The sequence below is a fragment of the Streptomyces eurocidicus genome (assembly GCF_002891295.1).
Classification (GTDB): Bacteria; Actinomycetota; Actinomycetes; order Streptomycetales; family Streptomycetaceae; genus Streptomyces; species Streptomyces eurocidicus.
The window spans coordinates 22,521-46,382 of record NZ_LGUI01000015.1 but is presented as its reverse complement, the minus strand read 5'-3'; the positions used below and the strand labels follow the sequence as shown (position 1 = coordinate 46,382).

24 protein-coding genes are annotated in these 23,862 nt (G+C 73.0%); 14 read left to right on the top strand and 10 right to left on the bottom strand.

Annotated elements, in window-relative coordinates:
- Positions 1 to 57 precede the first annotated feature (57 nt).
- The 5 genes from AF335_RS33235 to amaP all read left to right on the top strand — a co-directional run bounded on the left by AF335_RS33235 (position 58) and on the right by amaP (position 2,512).
- A complete protein-coding gene (locus tag AF335_RS33235; protein ID WP_102922157.1) occupies positions 58 to 480 on the top strand; it encodes an Asp23/Gls24 family envelope stress response protein in 423 nt (140 codons plus the stop codon).
- 11 nt (positions 481 to 491) lie between these two features.
- Positions 492 to 680, top strand: a complete 189-nt coding sequence (locus AF335_RS33230) for a hypothetical protein (RefSeq protein WP_102922156.1) — start codon at positions 492 to 494, stop codon at positions 678 to 680.
- A 29-nt stretch (positions 681 to 709) separates the two neighbouring features.
- The gene (locus tag AF335_RS33225; protein ID WP_102922178.1) at positions 710 to 1,051 is read left to right on the top strand and encodes an Asp23/Gls24 family envelope stress response protein; all 342 of its coding nucleotides are present in this window, start codon (positions 710 to 712) and stop codon (positions 1,049 to 1,051) included.
- A 170-nt stretch (positions 1,052 to 1,221) separates the two neighbouring features.
- On the top strand, positions 1,222 to 1,908 hold the full coding sequence (locus AF335_RS33220; protein WP_184743154.1) for a DUF6286 domain-containing protein: 687 nt from the start codon (positions 1,222 to 1,224) through the stop codon (positions 1,906 to 1,908).
- A gap of 4 nt (positions 1,909 to 1,912) precedes the next feature.
- The gene (gene amaP / locus AF335_RS33215) at positions 1,913 to 2,512 is read left to right on the top strand and encodes an alkaline shock response membrane anchor protein AmaP (RefSeq protein ID WP_102922155.1); all 600 of its coding nucleotides are present in this window, start codon (positions 1,913 to 1,915) and stop codon (positions 2,510 to 2,512) included.
- A 330-nt stretch (positions 2,513 to 2,842) separates the two neighbouring features.
- On the opposite strand, the gene AF335_RS33210 is transcribed toward amaP, so the two are convergent.
- Genes AF335_RS33210 through AF335_RS33195 form a run of 4 tightly spaced genes read right to left on the bottom strand, consistent with a single transcriptional unit; the run spans position 2,843 to position 7,330 of the window.
- Positions 2,843 to 3,598 (bottom strand): SDR family oxidoreductase, encoded by a 756-nt coding sequence (locus AF335_RS33210; RefSeq protein WP_102922154.1) that lies wholly within the window; start codon positions 3,596 to 3,598, stop codon positions 2,843 to 2,845.
- 4 nt (positions 3,599 to 3,602) lie between these two features.
- Positions 3,603 to 5,387 carry a glycoside hydrolase family 15 protein gene (locus AF335_RS33205; protein WP_102922153.1) on the bottom strand — a complete coding sequence of 595 codons (1,785 nt, stop codon included), beginning with the start codon at positions 5,385 to 5,387 and terminating at the stop codon, positions 3,603 to 3,605.
- A 29-nt stretch (positions 5,388 to 5,416) separates the two neighbouring features.
- The gene (locus AF335_RS33200; protein ID WP_102922152.1) at positions 5,417 to 6,268 is read right to left on the bottom strand and encodes an SURF1 family cytochrome oxidase biogenesis protein; all 852 of its coding nucleotides are present in this window, start codon (positions 6,266 to 6,268) and stop codon (positions 5,417 to 5,419) included.
- A 48-nt stretch (positions 6,269 to 6,316) separates the two neighbouring features.
- Positions 6,317 to 7,330 carry a DEDDh family exonuclease gene (locus AF335_RS33195; protein ID WP_102922177.1) on the bottom strand — a complete coding sequence of 338 codons (1,014 nt, stop codon included), beginning with the start codon at positions 7,328 to 7,330 and terminating at the stop codon, positions 6,317 to 6,319.
- Between the two features lie 1,025 nt (positions 7,331 to 8,355).
- Between AF335_RS33195 and AF335_RS33185 the strand changes: the two genes are divergently transcribed.
- Together AF335_RS33185 and AF335_RS33180 are read left to right on the top strand one after the other, a co-directional pair.
- Positions 8,356 to 9,264 (top strand): sterol desaturase family protein, encoded by a 909-nt coding sequence (locus AF335_RS33185; protein ID WP_102922150.1) that lies wholly within the window; start codon positions 8,356 to 8,358, stop codon positions 9,262 to 9,264.
- Positions 9,261 to 9,962 carry a lysoplasmalogenase gene (locus tag AF335_RS33180; protein ID WP_102922149.1) on the top strand — a complete coding sequence of 234 codons (702 nt, stop codon included), beginning with the start codon at positions 9,261 to 9,263 and terminating at the stop codon, positions 9,960 to 9,962. Before AF335_RS33185 ends, AF335_RS33180 begins: the two co-directional genes overlap by 4 nt.
- A gap of 72 nt (positions 9,963 to 10,034) precedes the next feature.
- On the opposite strand, the gene AF335_RS33175 is transcribed toward AF335_RS33180, so the two are convergent.
- Complete coding sequence (locus AF335_RS33175; RefSeq protein ID WP_102922148.1) at positions 10,035 to 11,579, bottom strand: S8 family peptidase; 1,545 nt, start codon at positions 11,577 to 11,579, stop codon at positions 10,035 to 10,037.
- A 572-nt stretch (positions 11,580 to 12,151) separates the two neighbouring features.
- Between AF335_RS33175 and AF335_RS33165 the strand changes: the two genes are divergently transcribed.
- The 3 genes from AF335_RS33165 to moaA all read left to right on the top strand — a co-directional run bounded on the left by AF335_RS33165 (position 12,152) and on the right by moaA (position 15,270).
- On the top strand, positions 12,152 to 12,532 hold the full coding sequence (locus AF335_RS33165; RefSeq protein WP_102922146.1) for a DUF485 domain-containing protein: 381 nt from the start codon (positions 12,152 to 12,154) through the stop codon (positions 12,530 to 12,532).
- Positions 12,529 to 14,157 (top strand): solute symporter family protein, encoded by a 1,629-nt coding sequence (locus tag AF335_RS33160; protein WP_102922145.1) that lies wholly within the window; start codon positions 12,529 to 12,531, stop codon positions 14,155 to 14,157. Before AF335_RS33165 ends, AF335_RS33160 begins: the two co-directional genes overlap by 4 nt.
- A 123-nt stretch (positions 14,158 to 14,280) precedes the next feature.
- On the top strand, positions 14,281 to 15,270 hold the full coding sequence (gene moaA, locus AF335_RS33155; protein ID WP_244927233.1) for a GTP 3',8-cyclase MoaA: 990 nt from the start codon (positions 14,281 to 14,283) through the stop codon (positions 15,268 to 15,270).
- A gap of 138 nt (positions 15,271 to 15,408) precedes the next feature.
- Here moaA and AF335_RS33150 read toward each other — a convergent pair whose 3' ends face one another.
- A complete protein-coding gene (locus AF335_RS33150; protein WP_102922143.1) occupies positions 15,409 to 15,633 on the bottom strand; it encodes a hypothetical protein in 225 nt (74 codons plus the stop codon).
- A 240-nt stretch (positions 15,634 to 15,873) separates the two neighbouring features.
- A complete protein-coding gene (locus tag AF335_RS33145) occupies positions 15,874 to 16,260 on the bottom strand; it encodes a DUF3099 domain-containing protein (RefSeq protein ID WP_102922142.1) in 387 nt (128 codons plus the stop codon).
- A gap of 222 nt (positions 16,261 to 16,482) precedes the next feature.
- Here AF335_RS33145 and AF335_RS33140 point away from each other — a divergent pair, with 222 nt between their 5' ends.
- Entirely contained in the window at positions 16,483 to 16,761 is a 279-nt protein-coding gene (locus tag AF335_RS33140) for a GlsB/YeaQ/YmgE family stress response membrane protein (RefSeq protein ID WP_102922141.1), read from the top strand.
- A 116-nt stretch (positions 16,762 to 16,877) separates the two neighbouring features.
- Here the strand turns inward: AF335_RS33140 and tyrS are convergent, their stop codons facing one another.
- Together tyrS and AF335_RS33130 are read right to left on the bottom strand one after the other, a co-directional pair.
- The gene (tyrS, locus tag AF335_RS33135; RefSeq protein WP_102922140.1) at positions 16,878 to 18,302 is read right to left on the bottom strand and encodes a tyrosine--tRNA ligase; all 1,425 of its coding nucleotides are present in this window, start codon (positions 18,300 to 18,302) and stop codon (positions 16,878 to 16,880) included.
- A 122-nt stretch (positions 18,303 to 18,424) separates the two neighbouring features.
- Positions 18,425 to 19,831 (bottom strand): metallopeptidase TldD-related protein, encoded by a 1,407-nt coding sequence (locus tag AF335_RS33130; RefSeq protein ID WP_102922139.1) that lies wholly within the window; start codon positions 19,829 to 19,831, stop codon positions 18,425 to 18,427.
- 186 nt (positions 19,832 to 20,017) lie between these two features.
- Here AF335_RS33130 and AF335_RS33125 point away from each other — a divergent pair, with 186 nt between their 5' ends.
- Positions 20,018 to 20,434 carry a hypothetical protein gene (locus AF335_RS33125; RefSeq protein WP_102922138.1) on the top strand — a complete coding sequence of 139 codons (417 nt, stop codon included), beginning with the start codon at positions 20,018 to 20,020 and terminating at the stop codon, positions 20,432 to 20,434.
- A gap of 105 nt (positions 20,435 to 20,539) precedes the next feature.
- Here the strand turns inward: AF335_RS33125 and AF335_RS33120 are convergent, their stop codons facing one another.
- The gene (locus tag AF335_RS33120) at positions 20,540 to 22,078 is read right to left on the bottom strand and encodes a TldD/PmbA family protein (RefSeq protein WP_244927232.1); all 1,539 of its coding nucleotides are present in this window, start codon (positions 22,076 to 22,078) and stop codon (positions 20,540 to 20,542) included.
- A gap of 205 nt (positions 22,079 to 22,283) precedes the next feature.
- On the opposite strand from AF335_RS33120, the gene fabG reads away from it, so the two are divergent.
- Together fabG and fabI are read left to right on the top strand one after the other, a co-directional pair.
- Positions 22,284 to 22,988: a 3-oxoacyl-[acyl-carrier-protein] reductase gene (gene fabG / locus AF335_RS33115; RefSeq protein ID WP_102922136.1), complete on the top strand. Its 705-nt coding sequence runs from the start codon at positions 22,284 to 22,286 to the stop codon at positions 22,986 to 22,988.
- 5 nt (positions 22,989 to 22,993) lie between these two features.
- Positions 22,994 to 23,764, top strand: coding sequence for an enoyl-ACP reductase FabI (gene fabI / locus AF335_RS33110; RefSeq protein ID WP_102922135.1), 771 nt, complete (start codon positions 22,994 to 22,996; stop codon positions 23,762 to 23,764).
- The last annotated feature ends 98 nt before the right edge of the window (positions 23,765 to 23,862 follow it).

The following is a 23,862-nucleotide window of genomic DNA, read 5'->3' as shown; positions in this document are numbered from 1 at the left end:
GGTGGCAAATGGAGCCGTAGACGTTTTTCCTCCCCCTTGGGAAAGAGGCGATCGACGATGACCGACACCCCCTCGAAGGAGTCCCCGGCCGCCCCCTCCGACCGTGGCCGGACGACCATCGCCGACGGCGTCGTGGAGAAGATCGCCGGGATGGCGGCCCGGGACGTGGTCGGAGTGCACGCGATGGGCGGCGGCCTCGCCCGCACCTTCGGCGCGGTGCGCGACCGGGTGCCCGGTAGCGGGAAGTCCGTCGCCCGGGGGGTCAAGGCGGAGGTCGGCGAGGTCCAGACGGCGCTGGACCTGGAGATCGTCGTGGATTACGGGGTCGCGATCGCGGATGTCGCCCGCGCGGTGCGGGAAAACGTCATCTCGGCGGTGGAGCGCATGACCGGCCTGGAGGTCGTCGAGGTCAACATCGCCGTGAGCGACGTGAAGTTGCCGGACGAGGAAGAGGACGAACCGGAGCAGCGGCTCCAGTAGAGGAGCGGACGATGAGCATGGCCGTGGTCGGCATGATCGCCGGTATGGCCCTCGCATTCGCCGGGTACTTCGGCGGGTTCGGAGCCTTCCTGCTGGTGGCTGCCCTGGGTGCGATCGGGTTCGTGGCGGGGCGGTTCCTGGACGGCGATGTGGATCCGGGCGAATTCTTCCGCTCGCGGGAAAGGGACGGGCGGCGATGAGCGCACGAGGGGCGGGGTGAGGGCGCGTGGTGGAACCGGCTGAGCGCGGCGCGACCCGGATCGCCGACCGCGTCGTCGCGAAGATCGCCTCCCAGGCGGCGCGGGAAGCGCTCGGCGACGCGGCGACGGAGGGCCGTACGCCGCCGTACGCGACGGTGACGGTGCACGAGGACGCGGCCCGGGTACGGGTCTCGGTGGAACTGGGCTACCCGTCGGACCTCGCCGCCGGGTGCGCGGGGGTCCGGCGGCGGATCGTGGAGCGGGTGGGAGCGCTGGCGGGCATGGAGGTACCGGAGGTGGCCGTCACGGTGGAGCGCCTGCACTCGGCGCAGACACGGGCACGGGCGCGGAGCGGGGAGCGGGTCCGTTGAGCGGCGGGGGCGATCCGACCGGCGCGGGTGTGCCGGGTATCGGTCCTGAGGGCGTCCCAGGGGCCGGGTCTTCCGGCGACCTGGCCGGGACCGGCGGCGGTGGGTCGGCCGATGGTGCCGCGAGTGGTCCGGCCGGTTCCGGGGCCGGGTCGGGCTGCGGTCCTGGAGGTATGGCTTCGGGCGAGCGGGCCGGTGGTCCGGCCGGTGTTTCCGCCGCCGGGTCGGCAGGCACCCCAGCCGGGGCCGGTTCCGGTGCCGAAGGGGGCGGCGTCCTTACGGACGTACCTCCCGGTGGGCGGGAGGACGGTGCCGCCGGGCGCGCCGGGCGGTTCTGGGCGGTGCGGCGGCTGCCCGCCGCGCTCGTCGCCGCCGTGGTGCTCGGCACCGCCGGCCTCTTCCTCTACGACGTGGCGGCCGTACGGGCCGGGCGCCCCGCGATGAGCTGGCGGCGGCGCCTCGCGCACGAGCTGGCGAACCGGCGGCTCGACGACGCCTGGATCCTCGCGGGCGCCGCGGTGGCCGTGCTCGCCGGGCTGTGGCTGATCGCGCTCGCGCTCACCCCCGGGCTCCGCCGGGTGCTGCCGATGCGGCGCGAGACCGAGGACGTCCGGGCCGGCCTGGACCGCAGGGCGGCGGCGCTGGTCCTCCGCGACCGGGCCATGGAGGTCTCCGGGGTCCGGTCCGTCCGGGTGGACGTGGGGCGCCGCCGGGTCAGAGCGCGGGCGCGGTCCCACTTCCGGGACCTGGACGAGGTGCGGGCCGACCTGGACACCGCGCTCGCCGACGGCGTACGGCAGCTGGGCCTCGCCCGGCGGCCCGGGCTGTCGGTCTCCGTACGTCGGCCGGCGAAGAGGTGAGCGCATGGCGCTGAGGGGTGTGAACCGGGTCCTGACCGGGCTGGCCGGGCTGGTGCTGGTGGCGCTGGGTGCCGCGGTGCTCATCGGTTCGCTGGATCTCCAGCGGCACTGGGGCTTCACGCTGCCGTCCGCGTGGCCCTTCGACTCGCCCGGGGACGTCCTGCTCGGCCGGGCCGACCGGCGCAAGTGGCGCGCCGAGGGCTGGTGGTGGCCCGCGGTGATCGCGGCGCTCGCCGTCGTGGTCCTGCTGGCGCTGTGGTGGCTGCTGGCGCAGCTGCGGCGGGCCCGGCTGCGCGAGGTCCTCCTGAACGGCGGGGACGGCGAGCCCGTGGTGCTCCGGGGGAGCGCGTTGGAGGAGGTGCTGTCCGCGGAGGCGGAGTCCTCGGCGGGGGTGGAGAGGGCCCTGGTGGTACTCAGGGGACGCCGGGTGGCACCGGAGGTGCGGGTGGGGCTGACGCTCGCTCCGCACGGGTCGCCCGTGACGGCGGTGCGGGGGCTGTCGGCGGAGGTGCTGGCGCATGCGCGCGCTTCGACGGGGTTGTCGCGGATTCCCGCGGAGGTGCGGGTGGGGGCGGTGCGGCACCGGGCGGAGCGGGTGGGGTGACGGGCGGGCTTTTCCCCGGCCCCGCCCCTTCCCGCAGTATCCGATGTGCGGCTCCGCCGCGCGGGGGGCTCCGCCCCGGACCCCGGTCCTCAAACTCCCCCGGCTACCTCCCCCGGCTACCTCCCCCAGCTACCGCTGAGGGTGCCCCCAGGAGGTGCCCCCGGACGGGCTGAGTTGTCGCCCGGAATGGGCGGAAAGCCGAGCTCGGACCGGGCGAAAATCCAGCCTGGCCGGCGTTTGAGGCCACCGCGCGGAGCACGGAAGGGGGCCCGGGGCGTCGGCCCCGGTTACGGGAAGGGGCGGGGCCGGGGAAAAAGCCCGCCGCAGGTGTCAGAACCCGTGCCGCGCACCCCCGTCCACCGGCAGCATCAACCCCGTCAGATACGACGCGGCCGGCGACAGCAGGAACGCCGCCGCCCGTCCGAACTCCTCCGGCGTCCCGTACCGCCGCAGCGGGATCTCCGCCGAGTGCCGCGCCCGCGCGGCCTCCGCGTCGCCGGAGAGCGCGTCCAGCTCCCGCACCCGGTCGGTGTCGATGCGCGCCGGGAGGAGGCCGACCACGCGGATGCCGCGCGGGCCCAGCTCCGCGGACAGCGACTTGGCGAAGCCCGCGAGCCCGGGGCGCAGGCCGTTGGAGACGGTCAGGCCGGGGATCGGCTCGTGCACCGACCCGGACAGCACGAAGCCGATCACCCCGCCCTCGGAGAGCTCCGCGGCGGCGGTCCGCGCCATGCGGACGGCGCCGAGGAAGACGGAGTCGAACGCCGCCCGCCACTGCTCGTCGGTGTTGTCGGCGGCCGAGCCGGGCGGCGGGCCGCCGACGCTGACGAGGACGCCGTCGAAGCGGCCGAAGCGCTCCCGCGCGGTGGCGATCAGACGCGCGGCCACCTCGGGGTCGGCGTTGTCCGCCGCCACCCCCACGGCGCGCTCGCCCAGCTCCTCGGCGGCGGCCGCGACGGACTTCTCGTCCCGCCCGGTGAGCACCACCTTCGCCCCGTCGGCCACCAGCTCCCGGGCCGCCGCGTTGCCCAGCCCGCGGCTCGCGCCGGTGAGCACGTACACCCGGTCCTTCAGTCCAAGATCCATGGCGTCAGTGTGCCGTGCCCGCCCCGCTCAGGGCCAGGGCCGTGCCGACCAGTCCGATGTGGCTGAACGCCTGGGGGAAGTTGCCGAGTTGCCGCAGGGCGGCCGGGTCGTACTCCTCGGAGAGCAGGCCGACGTCGTTGCGCAGGGACAGCAGCCGTTCGAAGAGCTCCCGGGCCTCCTCGGCACGGCCGGTCAGGTGCAGCGCGTCGGCCAGCCAGAACGAGCACACCAGGAAGACGCCCTCGCCGCCGGGCAGCCCGTCGAGGGACTTGTCGTCGAGGCTGTAGCGGCGCACCAGCCCGCCGCGCCCGAGCTCCCGGCGGACGGCGTCCACGGTGCCCACGACGCGGGGGTCGCCGGGCGGCAGGAAGCCGACGCGGGGGATGAGCAGGGTGGCCGCGTCGAGCTCGGCGGAGCCGTAGGACTGGGTGAAGGTGCCGCGCCCCGCGTCGTAGCCGTGCGCGCAGACCTCGGCGTGGACCTCGTCCCGCATGGCCCGCCAGCCGTCCAGGTCGCCGCGGAGCCGGGGGCGGGCCTCCAGGGCGCGGACGGCCCGGTCGGCCGCGACCCAGGCCATCACCTTGGAGTGGACGAAGTGACGGCGCGGGCCGCGGATCTCCCAGATGCCCTCGTCGGGCTCCCGCCAGTGCCGCTCGATGAACTGCATGAGGCTGCGCTGGAGGTTCCAGGCGTGCGGCTCGTCGGCGATCCCGCCCTCGCGGGCGACGTGGAAGGAGTCGATGACCTCGCCGTAGACGTCGAGCTGGAGCTGGCCGACGGCGCCGTTGCCGACGCGGACCGGGAAGGACCGCTCGTACCCCGGGAGCCAGGGCAGCTCCGTCTCGGGCAGCCGCCGCTCGCCCGCGAGGCCGTACATGATCTGGAGGTCGGCGGGGTCGCCGGCCACCGCGCGCAGCAGCCAGTCGCGCCAGGAGCGGGCCTCGTCGGCGTAGCCCGCGGAGAGCAGGGCGCCGAGGGTGAGGGTGGAGTCGCGCAGCCAGCAGTAGCGGTAGTCCCAGTTGCGGACGCCGCCGAGCTCCTCGGGCAGGGAGGTGGTGGGGGCCGCGACGATGCCGCCGGTCGGCGCGTAGGTCAGCGCCTTGAGCGTGATCAGCGAGCGGAGGACGGCCTCCCGGTGCGGGCCGTCGTAGGTGCACCGGGCCGCCCACGCGCGCCAGTCCGCCAGGCTGTGCCGCAGTGACTCGGCCGGGTCGATCAGGGCCGGCCGGGGCTCGTGCGAGGGGTGCCAGGTCAGGACGAAGGCGACCCGGTCGCCCTCGGCGACGGTGAACTCGCAGCGGGTGCTGAGGTCCTTGCCGTAGGTGCGCACGGGCGGCTCGCTGCGCAGCCAGATCGAGTCGGGGCCGGCGACGGCGACGCGGTGGCCGTCGCAGCGGCGCATCCAGGGCACCACGTCGCCGTAGTCGAAGCGCAGCCGGAGCACGCCGAGCATGTCGACCGAGCCGGAGACGCCCTCGACGATCCGGACGACGTCGGGGGCGGTGTCGCGCTGCGGCATGAAGTCGGTGACCTTGACGGTGCCGGTCCCGGTCTCCCACACCGTCTCCAGGACGAGGGAGTCCGCCAGATAGGCGCGCCGGGTGCACTCCCCGGCGCCGTCGGGCGCGAGCCGCCAGTGGCCGTTGTCCTCGTCGCCCAGGAGCGCGGCGAAGCAGGCCGCCGAGTCGAAGCGGGGCAGGCAGAGCCAGTCGATCGAGCCGTCCCGGCCGACGAGGGCGGCCGTCTGGAGATCGCCGATGAGCGCGTAGTCCTCGATGAGTGCTGCCACGCGGAGCGTCTTCCCGCGAGGCGGCCGGACTACTCCGGTGAGCTGCCCGTCCGGACGGCGTCCGCGGCCTCGGCCGGCGCCGTCCCCGCCTCGGTGGCCGTCTCGGGCTCGCCGCTCGTTTCCGCCCGCCGGGCGGCCTCGGCGGCCCGGTCGCGGCGTTCGCGGCGGACGAGGATCACCCAGCCGACGGGCACGAAGGCGCTGAAGAGCCACCACTGGACGGCGTAGGCCATGTGGGGGCCGATGCTGTCGTGGTCCGGGGCCGGTACGAGCACGGGGCCCCGGTCGCCGGGCTCGGGGGCGGTGAGCTCGAGGTAGCCGCCGAGGACGGGGCGGTGCAGCTCCGCCGCCCGGCGCTCGCTGTTGATCCGCATGACCTGACGGGGCGGCAGCCCGGCGGTGTCCTTGATGCCGCTGGAGTCCGTCTCGTCGGCCCGCAGCCGGCCGGTGACGGTGACCTTGCCCGAAGGCGGGGCAGGGACCTCGGGGAAGCGGGTGAGGTCCCCGTCGGCCGGGATCCAGCCCCGGTTGACGAGGACGGCGCGGCCGTCGGCCAGCACCAGGGGGGTGAGGACCCAGTAGCCCGACTTGCCGTTGGCGTCGGTCCGCATCCGGACGACGACCTCGCCCTTGGTGTCGTACGTACCGCTCGCGGTGACCCGGCGCCAGACGTCGTCGCCCGGCACCGCCCGGCCCGGCCGCGTGAGCTCGGTGACGGGCACCGGGTCGGCGGAGAGGCTGCGGGCCACCAGGTCGTTGCGCGCGACCCGGTGCTCATGGCGGTGGAACTGCCAGAAGCCCAGTTTGATCATCACCGGGATGAGCACGAGCCCCACGAGCGTGAGGATCACCCATTGCCGGGACAACAGGAAGCGATACACGCGTTTGACGGTACCTGGCGGGGTTCGCCCCTTTGGCATCGGGTGGCGTCAGCCGCCGGCCGTCGTGCCCTTCGCGCCGCCCGGGGCCGGGACCACATGCGAGAGCAGCTGCATGAAGGCCGCCTCGTCGATCACCGGCGTGCCGAAGGAGGCCGCCTTGGTGGTCTTGGAAGTGGGGGAGCCGGGGTCGTTGGTCACCAGGAGGCTGGTGAGCCGGGACACGCTCGTGGCGATGTGCAGCCCGGCCTCGACGGCCCGGTCCTCCAGGAGCTCCCGGTCGACGGAGGTGTCACCGGAGAACGCCACCCTCATGCCCTGAATGAGCTGTTCACCCGATTTGTAACGGCCGGGGTTGGGGTACGGGCAGGCCGGCCGCTTACGGCTGGGCCGCCAGGTCCCCGAACGGTAGGACGGCTGATAGCCGACCGCGGCGGAGCGCGGGGCCGTGGGCCCGTCGGACCACTCCGTCAGCGGCTGGCAGGCCAGCAGCGGCAGCCGCAGCCCCGCCTCGGCCGCCAGCTGGAGGCTGGGCCGGAACGCCTCGGCGAGCACCCGGGCGTCGTCCAGGGCGTGGTGGGCGCGCTGCTGCACGACGCCGTAGTGCGCGGCCAGGGACTCCAGCTTGTGGTTGGGCAGAGGCAGCCGCAGCTCCTTGGAGAGCGCGATGGTGCACAGCCGCTGGCGCACGGGGGCGGTCGCCCGCGCGCGGGCGTACTCACGGGCGAGCATCGACCAGTCGAAGGCGGCGTTGTGCGCGACCAGGACCCGGCCGTCCAGCCGCTTCGCCAGCTCCCCGGCGATCTCCGGGAAGAGCGGCGCGTCGGCCAGGACCTCGGTGGTGAGGCCGTGGATCCACACCGGACCGGGGTCCCGCTGCGGGTTGACCAGGGTGTACCAGTGGTCCTCCACCCGGCCCCTGGCGTCCAGCTGATAGACCGCGGCCGACACTATCCGGTCGTCCCGGGCGAGCCCGGTGGTCTCCACGTCGACGACCGCGTACCCCTCGGGATAGGCGGCCGGCCACGGGGTCGGCGAATCGGCGGCGGCGCGGTCTACGAGCATGGTCACAGAGAATACGGGGCCGCACTGACAGCGCGGGCCCCGGCCGGTCCCGTAACACGGGGTCAGACCCGGCCGGACGGCGGCGGTGGCGGCCGGGCGCGGGGCGCGCCGTCGCGGGCGCGCCCGGCGGGCCGCCGGGCGAGCGCCGCGAGGAGGTCGCCGGCCGTGACCCGTGCCACGCCCTCGCACGCGTCGACGGGCCCGGGGAAGAGGCGGCCTTCCCGGGCGCGACGCCGCCCTCGTGCGGGGCGAGCAGGGCCCGGCGTCCGCCGGCCGCGCGCCCGTCCGCCTTGCCGGGGCCGCCTGCGGGCCGCCGCTCCTCGGGCGCGCCCAGCGCCCGCGGGCGTGCCGCGAACGCGGCCGCGTCCTCGTACTCGCGGCGCCGGAAGACCGGTACCTCGTCCGGCGCCCCCGGCTCGGGCGCCCGCCGGACGACGACGGCCTCGTCCGAGCACGCGAGGTCCCACAGGGTGACGCGGGAGCCGCCGGTGAAGTACCACCACAGCGCACGGCCGAGCCGGCCCGGGCGGTCGACGTGCCGCTCCACGTCGTGGACGCCCCCATCACCCGTAAGGTGGACGTCCGTCCACAGCATGCGGCCGTCGGCCAGGTCGATCACCATCGGCGCGCGGACCCGGGAGCCGCCGAGCGGACCGAAGCGCTGCCGCACGGCGCGCGGGTCGTACGAGGCGTCGCGCGCCCACCGGCCGGGCAGGGCAGGTACCCGGCGAAGGTGTCCGGCAGCGCCTCGAAACGGACAGATCGAGGCCCACCCGCGCGCCCCGGTGCGCGCCACGATCCGGACGCGGGGCGCCGAGCGGCGGACGGGCTCCCGGCCGTACCGGCCGTGCGTCCCGACCCGCACCGGGACGGTCGTGGGCCACGCCGTGCGCGCGGTACCGGCCGTGACGGTCACCGCCTCCGGGTACGCGGCCGCCGCGCGCGGCGCGTGCCGTGAACGCTGTCCGGTACCCGACGGTAACAACCCCTAGCGGAGGGCCCGTCGGCGCGCCTATGGTGCGGCCATGCCGCACCTTCCCGACGTCATGCTGTGGTCCATACCGGCCTTCCTCCTGCTCACCGCGCTGGAGTTGGCGAGTTACCGGCTGCGTCCGGCGGAGCGGACGGGCGCGGCGGGCTACTCCGCCAAGGACGCGGCGACCAGCGTCGGCATGGGCATCGGCAGCGTGGCCTTCGACGCCCTCTGGAAGATCCCGATCGTGGCCGTCTACACCGCCCTCTACGAACTCACCCCCCTGCGCGTGCCCTTCCTCTGGTGGACGCTGCCGCTGATGCTGCTGGCGCAGGACTTCCTCTACTACTGGTCGCACCGGGGCCACCACGTCGTACGGGTCCTCTGGGCCTGTCACGTGGTGCACCACTCCAGCCGGAAGTTCAACCTCACCACCGCGCTCCGCCAGCCCTGGACGACGCTGACGGTCTGGCCCTTCTACCTCCCGATGATCGCGGCCGGGGTGCACCCGGCGGCGGTGGCCTTCTGCTCGTCGGCGAACCTCGTCTACCAGTTCTGGGTGCACACCGAGCGCGTCGGCAAGCTGCCCCGGCCGCTGGAGTACGTGCTGAACACGGCCTCCCACCACCGGGTGCACCACGCCTCGCAGGGCGGCTACCTCGACCGCAACTTCGGCGGCATCCTCATCGTCTGGGACCGCCTCTTCGGCTCGTTCGTCCCCGAGGGGGAGCGGCCCGTCTACGGCCTGACGAAGAACATCGACACCTACAACCCGCTGCGCGTCGCCACCCACGAGTACGCGGCCATCCTGCGCGACCTGCGGCGGGCGCGGAGCTGGCGGGAGCGGGCCGGGCGGGTGTTCCGCGGCCCCGGCTGGCAGCCCGCCCCCGCGCCCGGGGACGCGCGGGCCCCGGAACAGCCCGCCCAGGGACGGGCCCCGGCCCACGAGCGAGCCGCGTGAGGCGCCCCCGGGCGGCCCCCGCGCTGCTCGCCGCCTTCGCCCTGACCGCCCTCGCCCACCTCGGCGCGCTCCTCGCGGGATCGGCCGTCGCGACGACCGTCACCAAACCCGCGCTGATGCCGCTCCTCGCCGCCCACGTCCTCGCCCGCGGCGGCCCCCGGCCACTGGCCGGCGCGCTGCTTTTCGGCTGCTGCGGCGACACCCTGCTGCTGACCGGCGGCGACACGGCCTTCCTGCTCGGCATGGCCTCCTTCGCCGCCGGGCACGGGTGCTACCTCCTGCTGTGCGCCCGGCACGGCGCACCGGGCGGCCGCCGGACGTACGGGCTGGGCGGCGCGTACGCGGTGGCGTGCCTCGGCACGGTGGCGCTGCTCTGGCCCGACCTCGCACCGGGGATGCGGGTGCCGGTCGGGCTCTACAGCCTGCTGCTGACCGCGATGGCGCTCGGCGCGAGCCGCGCCCGGCTGCGCACCGGCATCGGCGGGCTGCTCTTCCTGGCCTCGGACACGCTCATCGCGAGTGGCGTCGCCGACTGGCCGCAGCCGCCCGTGCCCCAGTTCTGGATCATGCTCAGCTATCTGCCCGCGCAGTTCCTCCTGGCGGACGGGCTGCTGCGGGCGGCGCGGCCGCAGGACCCGCCGGGGCCGGGCGCCGCGCCCCGGCCCCGGGCGTACGGGGCGGTGCCCGCGCGCTCCTGACGTCGGCGCGCGGGCACGGAAAGAGGGGCCCTGCCGCCGATGCGGCAGGGCCCCTCTCCTACGGCCGGTGCGTCAGTTCTGGACCGCGTCCAGGGCGTCGACGATGCCGTAGCCGTAGAAGTTGTTCACGTGCTTGGTGCCGGTGCAGACACCGTCGATCTTGCCGTCACCGTCCGGGTCGTACGGGGTGGTCGAGCAGCCCGGGTTGTCGGCCTGCGCCTTGAGGAGCCACTGGATCTCCTGCGGGCTCGACTTGGGGTGCGTGCTCTTCAGCAGCGCCGCCACACCGGCCACGTGCGGGCCGGCCATCGAGGTGCCCTGGAGGTAGGCCCAGTCGCCGCCCGGCATCGTGGAGAGGATGCGGCCGTCCTTGGCGGGCAGCTCGGGGACCTGGTACTTGTCGCCACCGGGGGCGGCCACGTCGATCTGGTTCAGACCGTAGTTGGAGTAGTACGACTTCAGCGCCTTCGGGCCGGTCGCCGAGACCGTGACCACGCCGGGCAGCTGGGCCGGGACGTCCAGGCACTTCGACGGGTCCACCTTGCGCGGCAGCGGCTTGGTGTCGTTGGGGCTGGAGGTGTCGTTGATCTCCTTGGCCGCCAGGTCGAAGTTGGAGTTGCCGGCGGAGGCGACGTTGACGATGCCCTTGCCCTGGGCGTACTTCGCGGCCCGGCCGACGGCCTCGCCTATCGCCTTCTGGTCGGCGTCGTCCGCGCAGTTGAACAGCCACGGGTCGACGTAGTAGCTGTTGTTCGTCACCGCGACGCCGTGGTCGGCGGCGAAGACGAAGGCGCAGACCACGCTCTCGGCGTAGAAGAGGCTCTTACCGGGCGTGGAGACCTTTATCGCGGAGACCTTCACGTTCGGCGCGACACCGGCGACGCCGACGCCGTTGCGGGCCGCGGCTATCGTGCCGGCCACGTGCGTGCCGTGGTAGTCCTGCTCCGGGTCGAACGGGCGCCAGGCGCCGGGCGTGGTGTCGGCCTTGCCGGTGACGCAGCTGGCCGACTGGCTCGCCGAGAAGTTGGGCGCGAGGTCGGGGTGGGTGTCGTCCACGCCCGTGTCGATGACGCCGACGGTGACCTTCCGGCTACCCGGGTTGATCTTCGCCGCCTGGTCCGCCTTGATGGCCGGCAGGTCCCACTGGAGGCCCTCCAGGGGCTCCTTGCCGTCGGCGGCCGGGCGGCCCGCGCTCAGCGCCGCGCCCTTGGGCAGCTTCAGCTTCTCGGGCTTGCCGACGTCCGTGGTGGCGGCCGGGGTGAGCGGCGCGGTGCGGGTGGCACCGGCGGAGGCCACGCCCGGGACGGCGCGCAGCGTCTTCGCGAACTCCGGGTTGCCGGAGTGGGCGACTATGACGCCTATCCGGTCGTAGCTCTCGACGATGGAGCCACCGGCCGCCTTGACGGCCTGCTTCACCTTGGTGAGCGTGGCCTTGTCGGTGCCGGTGTTGACCACGTAGGACAGCTTCGGGCCGTCCGTGGTGACCGCGGCCTTGGTCGTCGTGCCCTGCGGGGCGGCCGACGCGGCGCCCGGCAGGAAGCCGAGCGAGGCGGTGAGGGCGATTCCGACGGGAACGGCCAGCAGGGCGTGGCGCCGTCTGGAGCGCAGATGAGCCATGGGTTCTCCACATCATCCGAAAGCCGCCGGGCGCGTGCCGCGCGCGGACGGGTACATGACGAGTGAAGCTAGCGCCGATCACCGGTCCGGAGCAATGAATTCCGGGTACAAAGACCGGTGATGGCCCCGCACGGCACCGAATCGGTATCAAATGACGGCCCTTCGGGCCCCGGGCCGGCCCCTTCCGGACCGGGTGGGCTCAGGGCGACAGACCCGCGTCGCGCAACGCCTCGATGCTCAGCGGCGGCAGCGGCACACGCGGCCCGTACCACCGGCCCGCCCTGGGGATCGCGGCCGACCGCCCCGGGGAGGGGCCGGCCACCGACGCTATGGGCGCCGTCAACCTGACGATCCCGAACGGCCGGCGACCGGGGGACGGCGGGGGAGGAGGTGACGCGTCGCTCACACCAGGGTCAACGAGGGCGCGGGCGGGCGGTGTCGCCCGTACGGCGGCTCTTGACGAATTCGTTCACCGCCCCCCTGTCGCATACTGCGACCTGCCTCTACGATGCGTGATCCGAATCACAAGACCGACGGCCCGCGCCTGCGTACCCCCTTTGTCAGGAGAGCTCGTGGACACCGCACCGACCGCCACCCAGGAGCCGGAGGAGCCGGGTTGCCCCGGCATCCCCGGCCCCTCGGCCGAACCCGACCGCTTCAGCGACGTACAGGCGAGCGCCGAGTTCGGTGAACTGCGCCGCGCCCAGCGCTCGTTCGCCTTCCCGCTCACCCTCGCCTTCATCGCCTGGTACCTGCTGTACGTCCTGCTCTCCAACTACGCGGGCGACTTCATGGACACCGCCGTCGTCGGGCACGTCAACGTGGCCTTCGTCCTCGGTCTCGGCCAGTTCCTCACCACGTTCCTGATCGCCTGGTGGTACTCCCGGCACGCCGCCGCCGAGCTCGACCCCAGGGCCGAGGCCCTCCGCGCGCGTCTGGAGGGCGGCGAATGACCGGCAGCCCGCACCTCACGCTGGCGGCGGCCGCCGCCACCGAGCACCGCACCCTGATCATCACGCTGTTCTCGGTCTTCGTCGCCGCGACGCTCGCCATCACCGTCTGGGCCGGCCGGCAGACCAAGGACGCCACCGACTTCTACGCCGGCGGCCGCTCCTTCACCGGATTCCAGAACGGCCTGGCCATCTCCGGCGACTACATGTCCGCCGCGTCCTTCCTCGGCATCGCCGGCGCCATCTCGCTCTTCGGCTACGACGGCTTCCTCTACTCCATCGGCTTCCTCGTCGCCTGGCTCGTCGCCCTCCTGCTGGTCGCCGAACCGCTGCGCAACTCCGGCCGCTTCACCATGGCCGACGTGCTCGCCTACCGGCTCAAGCAGCGCCCCGTGCGCACCGCCGCGGGCACCTCCACCATCGTCGTCTCGATCTTCTACCTGCTCGCCCAGATGGTCGGCGCGGGCGCCCTCGTCGCCCTCCTGCTCGGTGCCACCGGCGAGGGCTCGCGCCGCTGGATCATCGGCCTGGTCGGCCTGGTGATGGTCCTCTACGTGACCATCGGCGGCATGAAGGGCACCACCTGGGTGCAGATCGTCAAGGCCGTCCTGCTGATCGCGGGCACCCTGCTCATCACCATCCTCGTGCTCAACAAGTTCAGCTGGAACATCTCCTCCCTCCTCGGTGAGGCCGCCAAGCAGAGCGGCAAGGGCGAGGCGTTCCTCGAACCCGGCCTCCAGTACGGCAAGGACGGCACCTCCAAGCTGAACTTCATCTCGCTCGGCCTGGCGCTCGTCCTCGGCACCGCGGGCCTGCCGCACATCCTGATCCGCTTCTACACCGTGCCCACCGCCAAGGCCGCCCGTAAGTCCGTGAACTGGGCGATCGGCATCATCGGCGCCTTCTACCTGATGACCATCGCACTCGGCTTCGGCGCCGCCGCGCTCGTCGGCCCCAAGGCCATCACCGCCTCCAACGAGTCGGGCAACACCGCCGCCCCGCTGCTCGCCGAGAAGATCGGCGGCGGCGCCGGCTCCACCGGCGGCGCGATCCTCCTCGCCGTGATCTCGGCCGTCGCCTTCGCGACCATCCTCGCGGTGGTCGCCGGACTCACCCTCGCCTCGTCCGCGTCCTTCGCCCACGACCTGTGGGCCAACGTCATCCGCAGGGGCCGCACGAGCGAGAAGGAGGAGATCCTCACCGCCAAGTGCGCCGCCGTCGTCATCGGCGCGATCTCCATCGTGCTGGGCATCTTCGCCCACCGGCTCAACGCCGCGGCCCTGGTCGCCCTGGCCTTCGCCGTGGCCGCCTCCGCCAACCTCCCCACGATCCTCTACAGCCTCTTCTGGAAGCGCTTCACCACCCAGGGCGCCCTGTGGTCGATCTACGGCGGGCTGATCTCCTCCGTCACCCTGGTGATCTTCTCGCCGGTCCTCTCCGGCAACCCCAAGGCGCTCTTCCCCGGAATGAGCTTCGACTTCTTCCCGCTCGCCAACCCGGGCCTGGTCTCCATCCCGCTCGGCTTCCTGCTCGGCTGGCTCGGCTCCCTGCTCACCAAGGAGCAGCCGGACGCCAAGAAGTACGCCGAGCTGGAGGTGCGCTCCCTCACCGGATACGGCGCGCACTGACCCGCCCGCACGGGCCCGCCGATGCCCCTGGTGTTCAACGATCTGTTGAACACCAGGGGCATCGCGTACGCTGCGAGACATCGAACGCATCACCGTCGCCAGTTCGCGGGAGGGGCCGTCACCGTGCTCATCGACACCTACGGCCGCACCGCCACTGATCTACGCGTCTCGCTCACCGACCGCTGCAACCTCCGCTGCACCTACTGCATGCCGGAGGAGGGCCTGAGCTGGCTGGCCAAGCCCGACCTGCTCACCGACGACGAGATCCTCCGCCTCATCCGCATAGCGGTCACGGACCTCGGCGTCACCGAGGTCCGTTTCACCGGCGGCGAGCCCCTGCTCCGCCCCGGCCTCGTGGCCCTCGTCGAGCGCTGTGCCGCCCTCCGGCCGCGCCCCCGGATGTCCCTCACCACCAACGGCATCGGGCTGGCCCGTACCGCCCAGGCGCTCGCGGACGCCGGCCTCGACCGCGTCAACGTCTCCCTCGACACCCTGCGCCCCGACGTCTTCCACACCCTGACCCGGCGCAAGCGCCATCAGGACGTGCTGGACGGCCTCGCCGCGGCCCGCGCCGCGGGGCTCACCCCGGTCAAGGTCAACACCGTCCTGATGCCCGGGTTCAACGACGACGAGGCGCCCGACCTCCTCGCCTGGGCCGTCGGCAACGGCTACGAACTGCGCTTCATCGAGCAGATGCCGCTCGACGCCCAGCACGGCTGGAAGCGCGACGGCATGATCACCGCCGAGGACATCCTCGCGAGCCTGCGCACCCGCTTCGAGCTGACCCCCGAGGGCGGCACCGAGCGCGGCTCCGCCCCCGCCGAGCGCTGGCGGGTCGACGGCGGCCCCGCCCGGGTCGGCGTGATCGCCTCCGTCACCCGCCCCTTCTGCGCCGCCTGCGACCGCACCCGCCTCACCGCCGACGGCCAGGTGCGCACCTGCCTGTTCGCGCGCGAGGAGTCGGACCTGCGGGGGGCGCTGCGCTCCGGGGCCACGGACGAGGAGATGGCCGCGCTGTGGCGGCGGGCCATGTGGGGCAAGAAGGCCGGCTCCGGCCTGGACGACCCGGAGTTCCTCCAGCCGCAGCGGCCGATGTCGGCGATCGGCGGCTGAGCGCTCCGCCGGCCCTCCGGCGGGTCGTCCGCGGGTGCGGCGTGGCCGGCCGCGCGGTTCCCCGCGGCCCTTTCGGGGCGCTGCCCCCGACAGCGGGAGGGACCCTCGACCACGAGCAGGACCGCTACGAGCAGGACGCTACGAGGAGGACCGCGCCTCCCACTCCGCCAGCGTCACCACGTCCTTGAGGAACCCCCGCAGATCGAGGAAGTTGGACAGGTGCTCGCGGTGCTCCTCGCACGCGAGCCATGTCTTGCGGCGATCGGGCGTGTGCAGCTTGGGGTTGTTCCACGCCAGTACCCACACCGCGTCGGCGCGGCAGCCCTTGGCGGAACAGATCACGGCGTCATCAGGGGAGTTCACACCCCGACTCTACGTCCCGCGCCACGGGCGGCAGGACCCTGCCCGGGTGGACACACGGCGACGCCGGGCAGCCACGGGGGGAGCCGCCCGGCGTCGGTCTGTCGCTCCGACGGGGGATGCGGAGCGCTTAGGAAGTATGTCACGGGGTGCCCGGCGCGCGGCACTGAAACCACATGATTGATCTGAGGTTTTCTTGAGCTTGGCGCAGTGCCCGGGGGCCCGTTCCGCCCCCTCGGGACATCAGTCGTGGTCACGACCCTGATCGCCGGAGGACGGCGGTGCCGCCCGGCGGCCGGATTCCGACCCCGATTCCGCCATGTCCGCGGGAGGCGGAGGCGGCAGCACCGGACGGGTCGGAGCGGGGACGAACGTACCGGGCAGCGAAGGGACGTTCTCCCGGCCCGCGTTGGCGATCACGACCGCGACGTAGGGCAGCAGCGCGCCCAGGACGAGCGTGCCTATGGCCACATAGCGCTCGACGTTCCACAGCACCACGGTGAGCACCACCGAGAGGGTGCGGATCAGCATCGAGATGACGTAGCGGCGCTGGCGGCCGCGCACGTCCTCGGCCAGTCCACGACGGGCCCCGGTGATCCTGAAGACCTCCGCCCCGCCCTGCTTCCGCATCACGTTCCACCACCCGATCGCCGCGACGAAGCGCCTCTGTCCAGGACGTATTCCACGTTACGCCCGGCCGGGTCCGGCGACGAGACCGGGGCACCCCGAGACTCCGGCCCGACCTGGTGCGAAGCCCGTACCGAAGGCGTAGCGGCCGGTCCGAAGTGCGGCGTAGGGACAGCGGCCCCAGAATGGCGGAGCACGCCATATCGCGCCGCACGAGGAGGCGACATGAGCTGGTTGTGGGCAATCATCGTCGGTCTGGTCCTGGGCCTGATCGCCAAGGCGATCCTGCCGGGCAAACAGCAGATCCCACTCTGGCTGACGGTCATCTTCGGCATGATCGGCAGCGTTCTCGGGAACTGGGCGGCCACCGGGCTGGGCATCAACGACACCAAGGGCATCGACTGGGGGCGGCACCTGCTCCAGCTGGCCGGCGCGGTTCTCGTGGTCGCCATCGGCGACCGGCTGTGGGTCGGGATGCGAGGCGGCAAGAAGTCCCACGCCTGAAGCTCCCGCCCCGGGGCGGCGACGGACGCCAGGGGCGGTCCGGTACGCACCGGACCGCCCCTGGAACCATTCGCCCGGCGGCCCCGCCCCGGAAACCCGGGAGGAGCCGTCGGGGATCAGACGCCGCCGAGCTGCGCGATCTTCCGGCCGGCCTTGAGGTACACCCCGGTGACCTCGCCCGCCCCGGACCCGGCCGCGGCGGCCAGGGTCTCCTTGACGACCTCCGCCAGCGGGCGGATGGCCTGGGCCTCGGCCAGCACGACCGACTCCTGGCCGCCCGCGTGCTCCACGATCAGCCGCAGACCGTTCTGCTTGGCGACCCGGCGCGCGGCCGAGGCGCTCGGCTGGAAGCCCAGCACCTGGCTGAGCACCGTCGTCGCGGGCTCCGCGCCGTGCTCCGCCAGCTCCACCACGGGCAGCGACTCCACATCGGTGAAGCTCTTCTTCGAGAACTGCGCGATGAACCCGGCGCGTGCCGCCATGGCGGCCTCGACGCCGTACAGCGCCGTGACGACCTCGCCGGCCAGGACCTTCTTGAGGTCCATCGGGTGCAGCGACCGGTCCTCGACCCGGGCCAGGACCTGGGTGACCTCCTGGTCCGTCCACTCCGTCCACGCCTTGAGGTAGGGCTCCATCAGCCGGTCCGGCACCGACATGATCTTGCCGAAGACATCGTCGGCCGGGGCGGTCAGACCCACGTAGTTGCCCTTGGACTTGGACATCTTCGCGCCCGTGCCGTCCGTGCCCTCGATCAGCGGCATCGTGACGACGAGCTGCGGCTTCTGCCCCCGCAGCTCCATCAGCTTGCGGCCCATCTGGAGGTTGAGCAGCTGGTCCGCGCCACCGAGCTCGACGTCGCAGTCCAGCGCGACCGAGTCCAGGCCCTGTGCGATCGGGTAGAGCAGCTCGGCCATGGACAGGCCCGAGCCGGCCGCCAGCCGGGTGCGGAAGTCCTCGCGCTGGAGCAGCTGCGAGACCGGCACCTGGGAGAGCAGCCCGAGCAGCTCCGGGAAGGTGTACGGGGCCAGCCAGGAGCTGTTCTGGACGAAGGTGACCTTCTCGAAGTCGAAGAACGGCCGGACCTGCTCGCGGTAGCCCGCCAGGTTCCGGGCGATGTCCTCGTCCGTCAGCGGCGGGCGCTCCGCCGTACGGCCCGTCGGGTCGCCGATCTTGGCCGTGAAGTCACCGATGAGCAGGGTGACGTCATGTCCCATGCGCTGGAACCGGCTGAGGATGATCACCGGTACGGCGTGGCCGAGGTGGACGTCGGCCGCCGTCGGGTCGATGCCCAGCTTGATGGAGAGGCCCTTGCCCTCGGCCTTCCGCTGGTCGATGCGCTCGGCGAGCTTCGCCACGCCCGGCAGCACCTCGACCGTGCGGGAGGCGATCAGCTCGGCCTGCTCCTTCGCCGACAGATCCGTCAGATCGAGATAGCGCCGCGAGCCCGTCTCCGTGAGCAGCCGCTGGACGGTCTGGTCGGAGGAGAGGTCCTGCGCGAGGAGCTCGCCGGCGCGGGCGACGGATTCGCCGAGGCGTGTCATGTTGACGTTCCTGGTGATCGATGGGGCGGAGCGATGAAGGTGAAGCGGAGCGGGCGCGGGGCCCGGTGACGGACAGGTCGGACGCGGACCAGTCTATTCGGACCGGTCGCGCGCCCCGTCTGTCACACCCCCTGGCTGACCGAGCTCATGTTGAAGTCCGGCACGCGCAGGGCGGGCGTCGCGGCACGGGTGAAGTAGTCGCCCCACTCGCGCGGCAGCGTCCGCTCGGTGCGCCCGGCCTCGGTGGCGCGGGACAGCAGCGAGACCGGCGACTCGTTGAAGCGGAAGTTGTTGACCTCGCCGACGACCTCGCCGTTCTCCACCAGATAGACGCCGTCCCGGGTCAGCCCGGTGAGCAGCAGCGACGCGGGGTCGACCTCGCGGATGTACCAGAGGCAGGTCAGCAGCAGGCCGCGGTCGGTGGCGGCGACCATCTCGTCCAGCGAGCGGGTGCCGCCCGCGTCCAGGATCAGGTTGTCGACGAAGGGCGCCACCGGCAGGTCCGTCAGGCCGGCGCTGTGCCGGGTGGTCACCAGGCGCTCCAGCACCCCGTCGCGGATCCAGTCCGTCCGGCCCAGCGGCAGGCCGTTGTCGAAGACGGACGCGTCGTCGCCGGAGCTCGCGGTGAGCACGAAGGGCGCGCACTCCAGGCCCTCGGCGGCCGGGTCGCTGCTCAGGGTCAGCGGCAGCCGCGACAGCTTCTCGCCGATCCGGGTGCCGCCGCCCTGCTTGGAGAAGACCGTACGGCCCTCGGCCGCGTCCCGGGCCGTCGCCGACCACTGCTGGTAGATCAGCAGGTCGGCCACGGCCGTCGGCGGCAGCAGCGTCTCGTACCGCCCGGCGGGCAGCTCGATCCGCCGCTCCGCCCAGGAGAGCCGGCGCGCCAGCTCCGCGTCGAGGGCCGGCGGGTCGACGTCGCGGAAGTCCCGGGTCGCCCGGCCCGCCCAGGCGGACCGCAGCCGGTCCGGGGACTTGGCGTTCAGCTCCAGGGTGCCGGTGGGCTGGTCGTGGCGGAGCCGCAGCCCGGTCGAGGTGCCGAGGTAGTGCGAGGCGACCTCGTGGTGGGCGAAGCCGTAGAGCTCCCGGCCCTCGGCGCGGGCGCGGGCGAAGGACTCGCCGAGCGCGGGCGCGAAGGCGTCGAAGACCGCGGCGCCGGTCTCGGCGGGCGCCGCCGTGAAGTCGGCGGACCCCGGTACGCCCGTCACCAGCGGCCGCGCGTCCTCGGCCGGCCCGGCCTCCCGCGCGGCGGCCTCGGCGGCCCGCACCAGCGGCTCCAGCTCGGCCGCGGTGACCGCCGACCGGGAGACGACACCGGAGGCGGTGCCCTCGGCGCCGTCGACGGTGGCGATCACGGTGACCGTACGGCCCCGGGTGACGCCGTTGGTGGTCAGGGCGTTGCCGGCCCAGCGCAGATTGGCGGTGGACTCCTCGCTCGCGATCACCACACAGCCGTCGGCGCGGGACAGCTCCAGGGCTCGCTCGACGATCTCGTGGGGTGCGTTCCGGCTGCGCGTCGTACGAGAGCTCACTGACCGGCCTCCTCGGTGGTGTTCAAGACGACCTCGTGTCGATGTCGGAGCCGAGCCTACTGAGCGCTTCCGGCTGTGATCACCTCATTGATCGCCTTCGCAGGGTAAGCACCGGGGCGCCCGGAAGGACAGTGGCTTTTCCCGCCCGGCGCCCGGCGCCGGGCGCCGCTGACCTAGCCTCTGCGCATGCGCATCGACGAGATCTCCGGCTGGCTCGGCGAGCACGGCGCGAGCGCGGGGCCCGTGTCCCTCTCGGCCGGGTTCGACGCCTACCTGTGCACGCTTCCGTGGGCGGGGTCGGGCATCGACTGGGGTCAGCTCCCGCATCGCTCGCTCGCGCTGGCGGGCGTCTCGGACGACGCGGCGGTGGAGTGGGCCCGGCGGACGCCCATGGCCGCGCACGACCACGTCCTGCTGATCGATTCGGCCGCCGAGCCGGGCGTGGTGTGCGGCTTCGAGGACGCGGTACGGGACTTCGAGCTGCTGTCCAACCGTCCGGAGCTCTATATGTGCGGTGTCGACCTCGTGGACGGCGAGGTGCGCCCGGCCTTCGACCACTTCATCGAGCGGCGGTTCTTCATGACCCTCAACGCCCGGATCTGAGGGCCTCTCCCGGGGCGCGACCTCGAGAGGACCGCCGCGGACGGCGCCGACGCGCTACGGCGCCGGGGCCGTCCTCCCGCCCGGCGGACAGGGCAGACGGCTCCGTCAGGAGCCCCCCGCCTCGTCCGAAGCGTTCAGGATGTTCACGTTCCGGAAGAGCGCCGAGGGGCAGCCGTGGGAGACCGCGGCGATCTGGCCGGGCTGGGCCTTTCCGCAGTTGAAGGCCCCTCCCAGGACGTATGTACTCGGCCCGCCGACGGCCTCCATGGAGCCCCAGAACTCAGGGGTGATCCCCTGGTAGGCGACATCCCGGAGCTGTCCGTGAAGCCGGCCGTTCCGGATCGCGTACGCCCTCTGCTGGGTGAACTGGAAGTTGTACCGCTGCATATCGATGGACCACGAGCGGTCGCCGACCACATAGATCCCGTTCTCCACACGGGCGATCAGCTCCTCGGTCGAGGGGCCGTCCGGTGCCGGCCGGAGCGAGACGTTCGCCATCCGCTGCACCGGCACGTGCGCGGGCGAGTCGGCGTAGGCGCAGCCGTTGGACCGGCCCAGGCCGGTGAGCTTCGCGATGCGCCGGTCCATCTGATAGCCGGTGAGGACGCCGTCCTTGACGAGGTCCCAGGACTGGGCCGCCACGCCCTCGTCGTCGTAGCCGACGGTCGCCAGGCCGTGCTCGGCGGTCCGGTCGCCCGTCACATTCATGATCTCCGAGCCGTACCTCAGGGTGCCCAGCTTGTCGGGCGTCGCGAACGACGTGCCCGCGTACGCCGCCTCGTAGCCGAGGGCCCGGTCGAGCTCGGTGGCGTGCCCGATCGACTCATGGATCGTCAGCCACAGGTTGGAGGGGTCGATCACCACGTCGTACGCACCGGCGCGGACGCTCGGCGCGCGCATCTTCTCCGCCAGCAGCGCGGGCATCTCCGCCAGCTCGGCGTCCCAGTCCCAGCCGGTGCCCGTCAGATACTCCCAGCCCCGGCCGGCCGGCGGCGCCAGGGTGCGCATCGAGTCGAAGCCGCCGCCCGCGGGGTCCACCGCGACCGCCGTCAGCTGCGGGTGCAGCCGGACCCGCTGCTGGGTGGTGGTCGTACCGGCGGAGTCCGCGTAGAACTTGTTCTCGTGCACGGTGAGCAGCGACGCGTCCGCGTGGGCGACGCCCTCGCCCGCCAGCAGCCGCGCGCTCCACTCCGCCAGCAGGGCGGTCTTCTCCGCGTCCGGCACCCCGAAGGGGTCGGTCTCGTACGAGGAGACCCACGTCCGCTCGGCGTGCACCGGCTCGTCGGCCAGCTCCACCCTCTCGTCCGAGCCGGCCGCCGCGATGACCTTCGCCGACAGCCTCGCCATCGCCACGGCCTGCCCCGCCACCCGCGCCGCGGCGTCCATCGTCAGGTCCACGCCCGCCGCGAAGCCCCAGCAGCCGCCGTGCACGACGCGCACCGCGTATCCGACGTCGGTGGTGTCCGAGGAGCCCGCCAGCCGGGCGTCGCGCAGCCGCAGGGAGGCGCTGCGCACCCGCTCGAAGCGGAAGTCCGCGTGCTCGGCGCCCAGGGCGCGGGCACGCGCGAGCGCCGCGTCGGCCAGCGGGCGCAGTGGCAGGGCGAGGAATGACTCGTCGATGGGGTGGGGCGTCGGATGGGGCACAGGGTCCTCCCGGAGGTCGTCGCTGTGAATCATGTCGCGCCCGATCCGCCACTGACCAGTGTTTTCTGTAGGGACCCGACAGTGACCACGATGCGCTCCTGTTTGAGGCGGGCTGCACGTAGCGTGCTCCGGCCAGATAGTTTTCGTACGGTACAGACGATCAGCAGTCCGATATGGCAGCTATACGTGAAGGAAGGGTGGTCCCTTGAGCCGCTCGGTTCTCGTCACCGGAGGAAACCGGGGCATCGGCCTCGCCATCGCGCGCGCCTTCGCCGAAGCGGGCGACAAGGTCGCGATCACCTACCGTTCGGGTGAGCCGCCCGCCGGCTTCCTGGCCGTGAAGTGCGACATCACGGACCCCGAGCAGGTCGAGCAGGCGTACAAGGAGATCGAGGAGAAGCAGGGCGCGGTCGAGGTGCTGGTGGCCAACGCCGGCGTCACCCGTGACCAGCTGCTGCTCCGCATGTCGGAGGACGACTTCACCTCCGTCGTCGACACCAACCTCACCGGCACCTTCCGGGTCGTCAAGCGCGCCTCCCGGGCCATGCTGCGCGCCCGCAAGGGCCGTATCGTGCTGATCTCCTCCGTGGTCGGCCTGCTGGGCTCGGCGGGCCAGGCCAACTACGCCGCCTCCAAGGCCGGCCTGGTCGGCTTCGCCCGCTCGATCGCCCGTGAGCTCGGCTCCCGGAACATCACCTGCAATGTCGTCGCCCCCGGCTTCGTCGACACCGACATGACCCGCGTGCTCACCGACGAGCAGCGGGAGAACATCACGAAGCAGGTTCCGCTCGCGCGCTACGCGCAGCCCGAGGAGATCGCCGCCTCGGTCCGCTTCCTCGCCTCGGACGAGGCCGCATACATCACTGGAGCCGTCATTCCTGTCGACGGCGGATTGGGCATGGGTCACTGAACGTCATGAGTGGAATCCTCGCAGGCAAGCGCATCCTGGTCACCGGCGTCCTCACGGAGTCGTCGATCGCCTTCCAGGCCGCCAAGGTCGCCCAGAACGAGGGCGCCGAGGTCATCCTGACCGGCTTCGGCCGCCTCAGCCTGGTCGAGCGGATCGCCAAGCGGCTGCCGAAGCCCGCTCCGGTCATCGAGCTGGACGTCACCGACCAGGAGCACCTGGCCGGGCTGGCGGACAAGGTCCGTGAGCTCCAGGGCGAGGACGCCCGCCTGGACGGCATCGTGCACTCCATCGCCTTCGGCCCGCAGGGCGCCTTCAACTTCCTGGAGGCGAGCTGGGAGGACGTCGCCACGGCGGTCCAGGTCTCCGCGTACTCCTACAAGTCGCTGACCATGGCCCTGCTGCCGCTGATGTCGCCGGGCGCCTCGGTCGTCGGCCTGACCTTCGACGCGCAGATCGCCTGGCCGAAGTACGACTGGATGGGCGTCGCCAAGGCCGCCCTGGAGTCCACCAACCGCTACCTCGCGCGCGACCTGGGCCCCCAGGGCATCCGCTGCAACCTGGTCTCGGCCGGTCCGATCAAGTCGATGGCCGCCAAGTCCATCCCGGGCTTCGAGGAGCTCGCGGACGTGTGGAACCACCGCGCCCCGATCGGCTGGGACCTGGCCGACCCGGAGCCGGCCGGCCGCGGCGTCGTCGGTCTGCTGTCCGACTTCTTCCCGCGCACCACGGGCGAGATCGTCCACGTCGACGGCGGCGTGCACATGATGGGCGCCTGAGCCCCGGCAGCACTCGTGGCGGGCCCGCCCGGACGTCGGACGTCCGGGCGGGCCCACCGCTTTCCCGGGTCGTGCGCCGGGGCCCGCGCCCGCACACT